Source organism: Micromonospora sp. NPDC005298, from assembly GCF_040607375.1.
GTDB lineage: Bacteria > Actinomycetota > Actinomycetes > Mycobacteriales > Micromonosporaceae > Micromonospora.
In genome coordinates this window covers 142,899-157,090 of sequence record NZ_JBEXGP010000006.1, presented here as the reverse complement: position 1 = coordinate 157,090, position 14,192 = coordinate 142,899, and the positions used below count along the sequence as shown (strand labels likewise).

Genomic DNA, 14,192 nt, shown 5'->3' with positions numbered 1-14,192 from the left:
CTCGTCGGACAGCCGAGTCCACCGACACGCGAACCGGGGTGAGCATGGCCGACAACACCACGAACGCGGCGACGTACGACGGGCCGGTGGGCCGGCCCGGCAATGGCCGGGCCGTGCCCACGTCCCGCCCCGCCCCGGCCGGGCCGGCGCCCGACGACGACCCGGCGGACCTCGCCACCATCGGCGTGGAGGAGGAGTTCCACGTCGTCGACCTGCACACCCGGGAACTGGTGCCCCGGGCCGGGGAACTGCTCGACCGGCTGCCGGCCACGTCGTTCACCGCCGAGCTGCACCGCAGCGTGGTGGAGACCAACACGGAGGTCTGCCGCACCCTGGACGAGATCCGCGCCGAGCTGACCCGGCTGCGCCAGTCGGCGGTGCAGGTCGCCGACCGGGTCGGGCTGGGCATCGTCGGGGCCGGCACGGTGCCGCTGCGGACCGACGGCGACCCGAGCGTCACCCCCACCTCGCGCTACCGGCGGATGCTCGACGAGTACCAGATGCTCGCCCGGGAGCAGTTGATCTGCGGCGCCCAGGTGCATGTCGGAGTGTCCGACCGGGACCTGGCGGTGGCCGTCACCCGACGCGTCCAGCCGTGGCTGCCGGTGCTGCTCGCCCTGTCCACCAGCTCGCCGTACTGGATGGGCCAGGACAGCGGCTACGCCAGTGTCCGTTCGCTCGTCTGGCAGCGGTGGCCCACGGCCGGCGACCCGGGCGAGGTGACCAGCGCGGCCGACCACGAGGCGTTGGTCGCCGAGCTGATCTCCTCGGAGACCATCACCGACCCTGCCATGATCTACTTCGATGTGCGGCCGTCGGCGCACGTGCCCACCGTCGAACTGCGGATCACCGACGCGAACGCCGACGTGGAGACGATCGTCCTGCTCACCGGGTTGTTCCGCGCGCTCGTGCGGCGGGAGGTCGCCGCCCTGCGCGCCGGGGTCGAGCGCACCGCCGTCCGACCGCCGGTGCTGCGCGCCGCCGTGTGGCGGGCCGCCCGCTCCGGGCTGGAGGGCGACCTGCTCGACCTGCCCCGCTCGGCCCGGCCGGTGCCGGCCGCCGAGGCGGTCCGCCGCCTCGTGGCCGACCTGCGCCCGCAGTTGGAGGCGACCGGCGACGCCGAGCAGGTCCGCGAGCTGACCCGGTACGCGCTGGAACGCGGCAGCTCCGCGGCGCGGCAGCGGCGGGCGTACGAGCGGCGCGGCCGGCTGGCCGACGTGGTCGACCTGCTGCTCGACGAGACCCGGGGCCGGGTGCGCGCGCCCCGGCCCGATCGACCGTCACCCCCCGCGCTGCCCACGTACGTCGACGCCGGCGACGAGGTCTTCGGCCCGGGCGGGCCGGCGCCCGCGTACCGTCCGCTGCTCGCCGCGCTGCGCTCCCTCGGCGCCGCCGGCCTGCGTCAACGCGAGCACGACCGGGACGAGGAGCAGCGCGCCCGGGGCGTGACCTTCAGCGTGGCCGGCGAGGCCAGCACCCGGCTCTTCCCGGTCGACCTGGTGCCCCGGGTCGTACCCGCCGAGGACTGGCGGGCGCTGCGCACCGGTCTCGTGCAGCGCGCCCGCGCGCTCGACGCGTTCCTGCGCGACGTGTACGGCGACCGGGCCGTGGTGGCCGACGGTGTCGTGCCGGCCTGGGTGGTGGAGTCCTCGCCGGGGTTGCGCCCGACCGGGGCGCTGATGAGCCGGCGCGGTACGCGCGCCCAGGTGTCCGGAACTGATCTCGTCCGCGACCCGGACGGTGGCTGGTACGTGCTGGAGGACAACCTGCGGGTGCCCTCCGGCATCGGGTACGCCGTGCAGAACCGCCGGCTCACCCGGGCCGTACTGCCCGAACTGCCGGTGCCCGACGACCTGCTGCCGGCCGACGAGACACCGGCGATGCTGTACCGGGCGCTCCTCGCCGCCGCGCCCGCCGCCGCCGAAGACCCCGCCGTCGTGGTGCTCAGCAACGGGCCGGGTGACCCGGCCTGGTTCGAGCACCGGCTGCTCGCCGACGAGATGGGCGTACCGCTGACCGAGAGCAGTGATCTGCTCGTCGAGGACGGACGCGTCCACCTGGTCCGGGAGGGCCGCCGCCGTCAGGTCGACGTGATCTACCTGCGGATGGACGAGGACGCGTTGCTGCACGCACCGGGCGCCGACGGCGTTCCGCTGGGCTGGCCGCTGCTCGCGGCGGTGCACGCCGGGCGGCTCACCCTGGCCAACGCGCTGGGCAACGGCGTCGGCGACGACAAGGCGCTGTACGCGTACGTGCCCCGGCTCATCGAGTACTACCTGGGGGAGAAGGCGCTGCTCGGTGACGTGCCGACGTACCTGTGCGGGCTCGCCGAGCAGCGCGCCGAGGTGCTGCGCCGGCTCGACGAGCTGGTGCTCAAGCCGGTCGACGGGTACGGCGGGGACCGGGTGGTGATCGGCCCGCGCGCCGAGGCCGAGGAGCTGGACGCCGTCCGCGAGCAGATCCTCGCCGCCCCGCACCGGTGGATCGCCCAGGAGGTGGTCGCGCTCACCACGCACCCGGTCTTCGACGGTACGACGCTCGCGCCGCGCCACGTCGACCTGCGGGCCTTCGTCTTCCTCGGCGAGACGGCCGAGGTGGCGCCGGTGGCGCTGACCCGGGTCGCGCCGGCCGGCAGCATGATCGTCAACTCGTCGCGGGGCGGCGGGTCGAAGGACACCTGGCTGCTCGGCGGAGACGACGAGCCACCGGCGTAACCCACGCTTGACCCGGATGTCATCGGGTCGCAACCCGGTCCGCCAAGCCTGGACCGGTCAGCGGCCCGCCGATGAGAGGTACGTGCCATGTGCGGTATCGGAGGCGAGTTCCGCCTCGACGGGGCGCCACCGGACATGGCGGCGCTGGAGCGGATGCTGCCCGTCCTGTCCTCCCGGGGCCCGGACGGGGAGGGGCGGTGGCAGCACGGCCCGGCGGCGCTTGTGCACCGGCGGCTGCGCATCATCGACCTGTCCGACAGCGGCGCCCAGCCGATGGTCGACCCCGAGCTGGGCCTCGCCCTGGTCTTCAACGGCTGCGTCTACAACTACCGGGAGCTGCGCGACGAGCTGACCGCCGCCGGCTACACCTTCCGGTCCACCTCGGACACCGAGGTGATCCTCAAGGCGTACCACAGGTGGGGGACGGCCTGCGTCGAGCGGTTCTACGGGATGTTCGCGTTCGCGCTTGTCGAGCTGGCCACGCACACCCTCGTGCTGGCCCGCGACCGGCTCGGCATCAAGCCGCTCTACCTGGCCGGGACACCGGGCCGGATCCGCTTCGCCTCGACGCTGCCGGCGCTGCTCGCCGCCGGGGACGTCGACACCGACCTCGACCCGGTGGCGCTGCACCACTACATGAGCTTCCACTCGGTGGTGCCACCGCCGCGCACCATCCTCGCCGGGGTCCGCAAACTCCCACCCGCCACCGTCCGCGTGATCACCGCCGACGGCCGCAGCACCGACACCCTCTACTGGCGGCCGGAGTTCACCCGCGCCGCCGCGCCGGCCATGTCCGCCGGGGAGTGGCAGGAACGGATCATGGCGGCGCTGCGCACCGCCGTACGCCGGCGGATGGTCGCCGACGTGCCGGTCGGCGTGCTGCTCTCCGGCGGTCTGGACTCCAGCCTGATCGTCGCCCTGCTCGCCGAGCAGGGCCAGACCGGGCTCGCCACCTTCAGCATCGGCTTCGAGGCGGCGGCGGGGGAGAGCGGCGACGAGTTCCACTACTCGGACCTGGTGGCCCGCGAGTACGGCACCGACCACCACCAGATCCGCATTGGCGCGGCCCGGTTCGTGCCGGCCGTGCACGAGGCCATCGCGGCGATGAGCGAACCGATGGTCAGCCACGACTGCGTCGCCTTCCACCTGCTCTCCGAGGAGGTCTCGCAGCGGATCAGCGTGGTGCAGTCCGGCCAGGGCGCCGACGAGATCTTCGCCGGCTACGACTGGTACCCGCCCATGGCGAACGTGGCCCGCGCGGACGCCGTCGAGGCGTACGCCCGGGTGTTCTTCGACCGTCGGCACGACGCGCTCGCCGGGCACCTGGCGCCGGAGTGGATGCTCGACCACGACGCCAGCCTGGAGTTCGTCGCCGCCCACTTCGGCGCGCCGGGCGCGGACACCGCGCTGGACGCGGCGCTGCGCCAGGACAGCCTGGTGATGCTCGTCGACGACCCGGTCAAGCGGGTCGACAACATGACCATGGCGTGGGGGTTGGAGGCCCGGGTGCCGTTCCTCGACCACGAGGTCGTCGAGCTGGCCGCCGCGTGCCCACCGGCGCTCAAGCTGGCCCACGGTGGCAAGGGCGTGCTGAAGGCCGCGAGCCGGGGCATCGTGCCCGACGAGGTGATCGACAGGCCGAAGGGCTACTTCCCGGTGCCCGCCATCCGGCACCTGTCCGGCCCGCTGCTCGACGACGTCCGGGACGCGTTGACCGCGCGGCCGGCGCGCGAGCGGGGCCTGTTCCGCAAGGACTACCTGGAGGAGTTGCTGGAGGCGCCGAACGCCCGGCGGACCACGCTGGGCTCCAACGCGCTCTGGCAGCTCGGGCTGCTGGAGCTCTGGTTGCAGCGGATCGGGGTTTAGATGAGCGTACGGACCGAGGCGCCGCGCCGGACCGCGCGTCGCCGAACGGCGGTGGCCCCGCCTCCCGGCGAGGACTTCGCGCCCGCGCCGTCGCCGGACGGCCGACGGGTGGCGTACCTCTCCGACCGGGCCGGCACCCCGGGCGTCTGGGTCCGCGACGTCGACGCCGCCGAGGCCGTCGCCCTGCCCTGCGGCGACGAACCGGTCCTCGCGGTGAGCTGGTCCCCGGACGGGCGGTGGCTGGCCTGCGTCGTCGCGCCCGGTGGAGCACCCCGCACCGAGCTGTGGGTGCTGCGCCCGGACGGTACGCAGCGCCGCCAGGTCGCCGGCTTCGGTCGCCGCAGCGCCGCCCTTGCCGGTTGGCTGCCCGGCGGCGCGCTGCTGGCCGTCACCGAGACCGCCGAGCGGGGTGCCGCCGTGCTCGTCGACGCGGGCACCGGGCAGCGGCGGGTGCTCGCCGAGGACGACCTGCTCACCCTCCTGGACGTCACCCCGGACGGCGGAGCCGCCCTGCTGCGCCGTGGCCCGCGTAACGCCCGCTGGCTGGAACTGCTCGACGTGACCACCGGCGAACGGCGTCGGCTGCTGCCGGACACCGGCCAGGGCAGCACCGACCAGGGCTGGTTCACCCCCGGTGGGGCGAGCGTGCTGGCGCGTACCGACGCGTTCTCGGAGCTGGCGGCGCTGGTACGCGTCGATCTCACGCGGCCGGCGTTGCCCCCGACGCGGCTCGCCGCGCGGCCGGACGCCGAGCTGGAACACGTGGCGCTCAGCGCCGACCGGAGGCGCGCCGCGCTGCTGTGGAACACCTACGGCGGACGCAGCGAGCTGAGTCTGCTCGACCTGGCCAGCGGTACGCAGCGGGCGGTGGCCGCCCCCGGCGAGGTGCTCGACGGTGCCGTCTTCGCGGCCGACGGTGACCTGCTGTGCGTCACCGCGCAGGGGCCGGTGCGGCCCCGCGAGGTCTGGCTGGTCGATCCGACGGCCGGCACGCCGCGCCCGCTGCGGCCGGACACCGGCGTCGCGCCGCCCGACGACCGGGGTGTCGCGCCGCAGCTCGTCGACCTGCGCGCCCACGACGGGATGCCCCTGTCCGGCTGGCTGTACCGGCCGACCGGTCCGGGCCCGTGGCCGACGGCGATCAGCCTGCACGGCGGCCCCGAGGCGCAGGAACGTCCCGGCCACAACCCGCTGTTCCAGGCCCTCGTCGCGCAGGGCGTCGCGGTGTTCGCGCCGAACGTGCGCGGCTCGTCCGGCTTCGGTCGCTCCTTCGTGGCCGCCGACAACCTCGCCGGCCGCTACGGTGCCATCGCCGACGTGGCGGCGTGCGCCGAGCACCTGGTCGACAGCGGTGTCGCCGTACCGGGTCGGCTCGGCTGCCTCGGTCGCTCCTACGGCGGTTACCTGGTGCTCGCGGTGCTGGTGAACTTCCCCGGCCTGTTCGCCGCCGGGGTGGCCGAGTGCGGCATCTCCGACTTCCGCACCTTCTACGCCGGCACCGAGCCGTGGATCGCCGCCGCCGCCGTCAGCAAGTACGGCGATCCGGTGCGCGACGCCGCGCTGCTGCGCGACCTGTCACCGATGACCCGCATCGACCAGCTCGACGTGCCGGTGCTGCTCATCCACGGCGCGAACGACACCAACGTACCGACCGGGGAGTCGGCGCAGGTGGCGCGGGCGCTCGCCGCCCGGGAGGTGCCGTACGGGCACCTCGTGCTCGCCGGGGAGGGGCACGACTTCCTGGCCCGGGACAGCGCCGAGACGGCGCGTACGGCCACCACCGGCTGGCTCACCCGGCACCTCGCCGCGACGGCGGCGACCCGCCGCTGAGGCGTTATCCTGCGCCGGTGGACGTCGCGGCGCAGGGGGAGCGGCTGGCCGCCGACCTGGGCCGGTGGCTGGCCGACCTGACGTTCGTCGACCTGGACACCGACGAGGTCACCGCCCGGGTGATCGACGCGGTGGTGGCGTGGGCCGAGGCGCAGGGCTGGCGGGTGTACCGGCGCGCGCCGAGCGTGCTGCCGTTGCCGCCGCCCCTGGAGCGGCGACACTCGGTCCTGGACGTGGCGTGTGCCCGCCCGGACGGCCCGCCCGTGGTGGTGGAGGTCGACCACACCGACCGGGCCCGTACGGTGCAGAAACTCGCCGCCGAGGCCGACGCCGGCCGGATCCCGATCTGGGTGCGCTGGGGCGTGGGCCGTTTCACCGCGCCGCCACCGCCGGTGCGGATGGTGACCGTCGAGGTGACCCGCCGCGCCGGGCCGGCCGGGCGCGGACGTCTGCACAGCCGCACCGGCGACCGGCCCGCGCCGGCGCACTCGTCAGGCGGCGGCACGGCGGCCCCGCAGGCGCTGCCGATCCCGCTGACCGACCCGCTTTAAGGACCCGCCTTCGGCCCTTCGCAAGGGGACCTGAAGCGAATCGTAAGCGCGGCCCGGCAGAGTTCTGGGTGTCACCGGAGCACACGACAGACACCCAGGAGATTCCGATGCGCAAGCTCATCAACTCGACCTACATCACCCTCGACGGCGTCATCGAGAACCCGATGTGGACCGCGCCCTACTTCGACGAGGAGGCCGCCGCCTTCGCCGGCTCGCAGACCGAGGACGCCGACGCGCTGCTGATGGGCCGGGCCACCTACGACGGCTTCTCCCAGGCCTGGCCGACGATGGACGAGAGCGACCCGAGCACCGGCGCCGCGTTCTTCAACAACGTCAAGAAGTACGTCGCCTCGACCACCCTCACCAACCCCACCTGGAACAACACGGAGGTGCTCCAGGGGGACCTGGTCGAGGCGGTCGCGAAGCTCAAGGCGCAGGACGGCAAGGACATCGTCCAGTACGGCTACGGCTCGGTCACCGCACAGCTGGTCAAGGCGGGCCTGATCGACGAGGTCCGATTCTGGATCCACCCGGTGCTGGAGGGCGGCGCCAGCCTGAGCACCCCGCTCACCGACGTGAAGGCGACGTTCGAGCTGATCGACACCCGGGTGCACAAGAGCGGCGTGATCATCGCCTCGTACCGGCCGAAGTCGGCGAGCTGAGCGGCTGAGCGGCGATCAGAGCTGGGCCCGGGCCTCGCCCGGGCTCAGCTTCGCGCCCTCGGCGACAAGCGCGTCGAACCGTTCCCGGCCGAGCACGGCGAGCACCCGTTCGGTCACCCGGTCGGTGTCGTCACGCTCCGCCGGCGCGGCCGGGGTGCCGGCGGCCTGCCGGGCGGCGGCCGCGGCGCCGAGCAGCCGGGCAGCGACCTCGGGCGAACGCACCGCCGACGCCATCCCTTCCAGCGGGCCGAGCACATCGCGCGCGGTGGCCATCGCCTCGGCGACGTCGAACGCCTCGAGGTGCAGGGCCAGCGCGGCGGCGGGGTCGCCGCTCTGTTCGACCGCGTAACCCAGCTCCACGAGGACCATCGGCAGGTAGAGCGCCGGCTGGGGCTCGCCGCGCCCCTGCTCGGCGAGGCGGGTGAGGTGGGTGGTGGCCAGGTCGAGCTTGCCGTCACGGCGGGCGGCGAAGCCGAGGCCGAGCTCGGCAAAGACGATCGCGCTCGGCGAGCCCTGTTCCACCGCCAGTTGGTACGCGCGCTCGGCCAACTCCCGGGCCTGCGCGTAGTCGCGGGTCTGCACCGCGAGCCAGGCCAGCCAGGACAGCTTGCCGCCCACGTGCGGCCACAGCCCCAGCTCCTCGGCCCAGCGCAGCCCCTCGCGGTGCAGGGCTGCCGCGCGTTCGTACTCACCGCGAATCTCGGCCAGCCCACCCACCCAGTCGCTCGCCTGGAGGCGGCCCCACCGGTCACCCACCTCGGCGAACAGCGCGGTGCTGCGCGTCGCTGCGCTCTCCAACGCGGCCAGGTCACCGCCGGCGTGCGCGATCATGGCCCGGGAGCTGAGCACTGCGGCCTCGGTCCACGGATCGGTGGCGGCGGCGGGCAGCAGCTCCGACGCCAGCGGCAGGTCACTGCTCTCGAGTACCGCGTTCGCCGCGAACCAGGCGGCTCGGGCGTCGGTGAGACCGGCCAGGGCGGCGCGCACCTCGGCCGGTGGGATCTGCTCGCCCTGCAACAGCGCGAAACCGATCCGCCAGGCTGCGGCGCGGTTCTCCTGCGTCGGGTCGCCGGGCGTCGCGAGGGCTCGCCGCGCCTCGCTGAGCCGGCCCCGCAGGTACCAGTACCAGCTCAGCGCGACGGCCAGCCGCAACCCGCCGCCGTGCACCAGCGCAGCGCGCAGGTTCACCGTCTCCGCGTCCAGCAGCGCCAGCCACCGCTGCTGGTCGGGGCCACGTAGCTGCGGGTCGGCATGCTCGGCCAGGTCGGTGTAGTACGCGGCGTGCCGCGCCCGGGTGTCGTCGGCGTCGACCAGGTGGTCCAGGCAGAACGCGGCGACCGACTCGAGTAGCCGGTAACGGGGGCTGGTGCCGGAGTCGTCCAGCACCACCAGCGACCGGTCCACCAGGCGAGCCAGTGTGTCGAGATCGGTCCGGCAGACGAACTCGGCGGCCTCCGGGGTGCAGCCGTCGCCGAACACCGCGAGCCGGGCCAGCACCGCACGGTCGCCGTCGTCGAGCAGGTCCCAGCTCCAGCCGATCACCGCGGTCAGCGTCCGCTGTCGCGGCGGCACGTCGCGCTGCTGCGTGGTGAGCAGCCGGAACCTGTCGTCGAGCCGGTCCACCACACCCCGCAGACCCAGCGCGCGGACGCGGGTGGCCGCCAGCTCCAACGCCAGCGGCAGGCCGTCCAGGCGACGGCAGAGCTGGGCGACCGCCGGCGCGGTGCGCTCGTCCAGCCGAAAGCCGCGGTGCTGCGCGGCGGCGCGGGCGGCGAAGAGTCGGGCCGCCGCCGAGCGCCGGACCGCGTCCAGGTCACCGTCCTCGGGCAGCGACAGCGGGGGTACCTCCCAGAGCAGCTCCCCGGTCAGTCCGAGCGGCTCCCGACTGGTGGCCAGGACGCTCACCTCGGGCGCGTCGCGCAGCAGCCGGGCCACCAGCGCGGCGACCGGCTCGATGACGTGTTCGCAGTTGTCCAGCACGAGCAGCAGGTGGCGCGCCCGCAGCGCTGCGACGAGTCGATCGGTGGCCGACAGGCTCGTGCCGGCGGCCTCGCGGGCGTCCAGCGCGCCGAGCACCTGCTCGGCGACGCCCGGGTCGCCGGCCGGCAGTGGCGCCAGCTCGACCAGCAGAACACCGTCCGAAAGGGACTGGCCGCGGGCGGTCTCGGTGGCCAGGCGGGTCTTGCCGACGCCGCCCGGCCCGATCAGCGTGACCAGGCGCTGCGCGGGCAGCAGCCCGCGCAGCTCGGTCAGCGCCTCGGCCCGCCCGACCAGCTCGTCGAGCTGGGCCGGCAGGCTGTTGCGGATGATCGCGGCCTTCGGCGGCGCGCTGAGGCCGGCGTCCTGTTCGAGGATCCTGCGGTGCAGCGCGACCAGCTCGGGGCCGGGATCGAGGCCCAACTCGTCGGCGAGCCGGTCGCGCAGGTCGGCGTAGCTGTCGAGCGCCTCGGACTGGCGGCCCGCCCCGTACAGCGCGCGCAGCTGCACCGCCCGCAGGCCCTCGCGCAGCGGATGCCGGGCGACCAGTTCGGCCAGTTCGGCGGCGACCAGGTCGTGCTCACCCCGGGCCACCCGCGCCTCGGCCAGCCGCTCGTGCGCCGCGAGGCGCTGCTCGGCCAGGCGGGTCGCCTCGGCGCGGACGAACTCGGCGTCGGCCACGTCGGCGTACGCGTCGCCGCGCCACAGCGCGAGAGCCGCCGTCAGCCGGTCGACGTCGGTGCTGCGGGTCAGCTCGACGAAGCGGTCCGCGTCCACGGTGTCGGCCCGCAGCAGGTACCCGGGTGGCCGGGACTCGACCAGCTCACGGGCGCCCGGCTCGGCGTCGTTGAGCGCCTTGCGCAGCTGGGACACCCGCACCTGGAGGGCGCCGGCGGGGTTGGCGGGGGAGTCGTCACCCCACAGGTCGTCGATGAGGCGGTCCGCCGAGACGACCTGGTTGCGGTTGGTCAGCAGGTCGGCCAGCAGCGCGCGTACCTTGGTGCCGGGCACCACCACCGGCTCGCCGGCGTCCGTCGTCACGGCGAGCGGCCCGAGCACCCCGAACTGCACGGCGGACATCCTAGCGCCGGTAAGGCGACCTGAAGCGGACCGTAAGCGCGCCGGCGCACCGTGTGGGCATGGACATCTACTCCGAGACGCACGGCAACGGCGAGGGCCGGCCGCTGGTGCTCATCCACGGCGCGCTCTCCGGCATCGGTACGTCGTTCGGCACGATCCTGCCGTTCCTGGCGAAGAGCCGGCGGGTGATCGCCGTGGAGTTGCAGGCCCACGGGCGCACCCCCGACGTGGACCGGCCGCTGACCGTGGAGGCCTTCGCCGCCGACGTGGTCGGGGTGCTCGACCGGCTGGGGGTCGCGCGGGCCGACGTGTACGGCTGGAGCATGGGCGCGGCTGTCGCGCTGCGCCTGGGCACCGACCACGCCGAGCGGGTGGGTCGGCTCGTGCTCGCCTCGGTGAGCTTCGACGACGACGGCCTGCACCCCGGACTGCTCGACGGCATCCAGGACCTGCGACCGGAGCATCTGCACGGGTCGGAGTTCCACGAGGAGTACCTGCGGACCGCGCCCGACCCGGCGGGTTGGGCCACCCTGGTCACCAAGATGAAGGTCCTCGACGCGAACCTGCCACGCTGGACGCCGGAGCAGATCCGCGCGCTGGCCGCACCCACGATGATCGTGCTGGCCGACGCGGACATCGTCCGACCCGAACACGCGGTGCGGATGTTCCGGCTGCTCGGCGGCGCGGTGCCCGGCGACCTGACCGGCCTGCCCGCGTGCCGGCTGGCCGTCCTGCCCGGCACCACCCACACGACGATCCCGCAACGCGCGGACTGGCTGGCCCCGATGATCGACGAGTTCCTTGGCGACGGCGGGCCGGAGGCCTAGCGGTACCGGGGTGTTTGGCGGCTGGTTGCTCGGGGCAATTAACTGTCGACGACATCCCCTCTGGAAGGACGGCTCCGACGTGGAGGTTTCCGGCTTCTTCGCCGCCATCATCATCGGTCTGGTCATCGGCGCGCTGGGCCGGCTGGTGGTGCCCGGCAAGCAGAACATCCCGATCTGGCTGACCCTGCTCATCGGTGTGGTCGCGGCGATCCTCGGCACGCTCGTCGCAGGCGTCCTCGGCGTCGACGACACCAGCGGGATCGACTGGATCGAGCTGATCATCCAGGTCGCCTTCGCCGCTGTCGGCGTGGCGATCGCCGCCGGTGCCTACGGCCGCCGCCGGGTGCGCTGACCCCGCACGCAACCGTGCTGGCCCGCCCTCCCCAGGAGGGCGGGCCTCGCCGTATCCGGACCGCGGACCGGGTACGGAGGGCCGTGCGGTCGGTAGCAGGGTCCACCCTGCCGGCCGGGCGTCCGGGGCGCATCGGCGCCGTCCACTCCGCGTCCATTCTCCCTCGCGGGCGCGAAGTTCGTCCTCCCCGGCATGGCGCGCGGCCGGTTGACCGGGTAGAAACATCTCGACCCCTTCGGCGTGACCCCACCTTCGTCCGCAGGGATCAGAGAGCGCTCTCACGCCGCCCCCAGCTGCGCCTGACGAAACGGTCCGGCCAGCGGAGAGGACGAAACACATGACAAGCCCGTCCCGACGTACTCTCACCCTTGCGCTGCTGGTGACCGCCGCCGTCGCCGTCAGCGGCACCGCCGCCACGGCCGGCCGCCCCACGCACGGCGCACCCGACTTCGGCCCGAACGTGACGATCTTCGACCCGTCGATGCCGGTCGGCGAGATCCAGCAGACCCTCGACGCCGCGCACGCCCGCCAGGTCGACAACGAGATGGGCACCGAGCGGCACGCGTACCTGTTCAAGCCGGGCACGTACGGCACGGCCGAGCAGCCGTTGCAGGCCAAGGTCGGCTACTACACCGAGGTGTCCGGCCTGGGCGCCTCGCCCACCGACGTCGCGGTCAACGGCAAGCTCGAGGTCTACAACCGCTGCCTGGCCGACGGCGGCACCGGCAACTGCCTCGCGCTCGTAAACTTCTGGCGCACCCTGTCCAACCTCTCGCTCACCGTCAACGCCGCCGGTCAGGACGGCTGCCGGTCGACGGCGAACTTCTGGGCGGTGTCCCAGGCGGTGTCGATGCGTCGGCTGAACATCGGTGGCGGTGGTCTGTCGCTGATGGACTACTGCACCGCCGGCCCGCAGTTCGCCAGCGGCGGGTTCATCGCCGACTCGCGGCTGCCGGCCACCACGAACGGGTCGCAGCAGCAGTGGCTGACCCGTAACAGCGAGGTCGCGAGCTGGTCCAACGCCGTGTGGAACCAGGTCTTCGCCGGTGTCGAGGGCGCGCCCGACGACGCCACGTTCCCCGACCCGCCGTACACCACCCTGGAGACCACCCCGCTGAGCCGGGAGAAGCCGTACCTCTTCGTCGACGGCAAGGGCCGTTACCAGGTGCGGGTGCCCGCCGCGCAGCGGAACAGCCGGGGAGTCTCCTGGGCCGACGGCATGACGCCGGGGCGGACCATCGGGATCGGCGACTTCTTCATCGCCAAGCCGTCCGACCCGGTGCAGCTGATCAACAGTCAACTGGCGCGCGGCAAGCACCTGCTGCTCACCCCGGGCGTCTATGACATCGCCCGCAGCATCGAGATCCGGCGCGCGAACACCGTGGTGCTCGGGATCGGGCACGCCACGCTGACCGCCGTCAACGGCGCCATCCCGCTCGACGTCGCAGGGGTTCCCGGTGTGATCGTCGCCGGCGTCACGATCGACGCCGGGACCGTCGAGTCGCCAGTCCTGCTGCGGGTGGGACGCCAGCACGGCCGCAACGCCAGCAGCCCGACCAACCCCACCACGCTGTCCGACGTGTACTTCCGGGTCGGCGGCCCGCACATCGGCCGGACCGACACCGCGCTTCAGGTCAACAGCGACAATGTGCTCATCGACCACACCTGGGTGTGGCGCGGTGACCACGGCGTGGAGGGCTTCACCGAGGGCGTCAACGGGGACACCGACCGGTGGCGCACCAACACCGGTCGGTACGGCGCCGTCATCAACGGCGACCACGTGACCGCCACCGGCCTGTTCGTCGAGCACTTCCAGCGCTACAACACCGTCTGGAACGGCGAGCACGGCACCACGATCCTGTACCAGAACGAGCTGCCGTACGACCCGCCGACGCAGGCCGACTGGATGAACGGCCCGGTGGAGGGCTTCGCCGGGTACAAGGTCGGCGACCGGGTACGGCACCACACCCTGTACGGCGGTGGCGTGTACGTCTTCAACCAGAACAACCCGTCGATCCACACCGAGAACGGCTTCGAGGTGCCGAACCGGCCGGGCGTGCGGTTGCACCACATCATGACCGTCAACCTCAGCGCCGGCACGATCGACCACGTGGTCAACGGCGTGGGTGAACCGGCCGACATGACCAAGGTGGGCGTACCGGTCTACCTCGCGCAGTACCCGACTCCGTAACCTCTCGGGGCGTCCCAGGCGGGGGTTGGAGCCGATGCGGCTCCAACCCCCGCTGTCGTGTCCCGCTGCGCGAGAACCCACGCCCTCGCTCTTGAATTCCTACTGTGCCGGTAGGAAAATCGGAGAATGCCTGTCGGTCCGC

The 14,192-nt window shown here is 73.5% G+C and carries 9 protein-coding genes; 8 read left to right on the top strand and 1 reads right to left on the bottom strand.

Annotated elements, in window-relative coordinates:
• The first annotated feature begins 44 nt into the window (after positions 1-44).
• The 5 genes from ABZS77_RS13940 to ABZS77_RS13920 all read left to right on the top strand — a co-directional run bounded on the left by ABZS77_RS13940 (position 45) and on the right by ABZS77_RS13920 (position 7,623).
• Positions 45-2,714, top strand: a complete 2,670-nt coding sequence (locus ABZS77_RS13940) for a carboxylate--amine ligase/circularly permuted type 2 ATP-grasp protein (RefSeq protein ID WP_354822315.1) — start codon at positions 45-47, stop codon at positions 2,712-2,714.
• 87 nt (positions 2,715-2,801) lie between these two features.
• Positions 2,802-4,580, top strand: a complete 1,779-nt coding sequence (locus tag ABZS77_RS13935) for an N-acetylglutaminylglutamine amidotransferase (protein WP_354822313.1) — start codon at positions 2,802-2,804, stop codon at positions 4,578-4,580.
• Positions 4,581-6,410: a prolyl oligopeptidase family serine peptidase gene (locus ABZS77_RS13930; protein ID WP_354822311.1), complete on the top strand. Its 1,830-nt coding sequence runs from the start codon at positions 4,581-4,583 to the stop codon at positions 6,408-6,410.
• A gap of 17 nt (positions 6,411-6,427) precedes the next feature.
• Positions 6,428-6,961 (top strand): hypothetical protein, encoded by a 534-nt coding sequence (locus ABZS77_RS13925; protein ID WP_354822309.1) that lies wholly within the window; start codon positions 6,428-6,430, stop codon positions 6,959-6,961.
• Positions 6,962-7,068: 107 nt separating this feature from the next.
• Positions 7,069-7,623 (top strand): dihydrofolate reductase family protein, encoded by a 555-nt coding sequence (locus tag ABZS77_RS13920; protein WP_354822307.1) that lies wholly within the window; start codon positions 7,069-7,071, stop codon positions 7,621-7,623.
• Between the two features lie 15 nt (positions 7,624-7,638).
• Here the strand turns inward: ABZS77_RS13920 and ABZS77_RS13915 are convergent, their stop codons facing one another.
• Positions 7,639-10,680 carry a BTAD domain-containing putative transcriptional regulator gene (locus ABZS77_RS13915; RefSeq protein WP_354822305.1) on the bottom strand — a complete coding sequence of 1,014 codons (3,042 nt, stop codon included), beginning with the start codon at positions 10,678-10,680 and terminating at the stop codon, positions 7,639-7,641.
• 59 nt (positions 10,681-10,739) lie between these two features.
• Here ABZS77_RS13915 and ABZS77_RS13910 point away from each other — a divergent pair, with 59 nt between their 5' ends.
• The 3 genes from ABZS77_RS13910 (at position 10,740) to ABZS77_RS13900 (ending at position 14,050) form a co-directional block, all read left to right on the top strand.
• Entirely contained in the window at positions 10,740-11,507 is a 768-nt protein-coding gene (locus ABZS77_RS13910) for an alpha/beta fold hydrolase (protein WP_354822304.1), read from the top strand.
• 79 nt (positions 11,508-11,586) lie between these two features.
• Positions 11,587-11,859, top strand: coding sequence for a GlsB/YeaQ/YmgE family stress response membrane protein (locus ABZS77_RS13905; protein WP_354822302.1), 273 nt, complete (start codon positions 11,587-11,589; stop codon positions 11,857-11,859).
• A gap of 337 nt (positions 11,860-12,196) precedes the next feature.
• Positions 12,197-14,050, top strand: a complete 1,854-nt coding sequence (locus tag ABZS77_RS13900) for an adenylyl cyclase (RefSeq protein ID WP_354822300.1) — start codon at positions 12,197-12,199, stop codon at positions 14,048-14,050.
• Positions 14,051-14,192 lie beyond the last annotated feature (142 nt).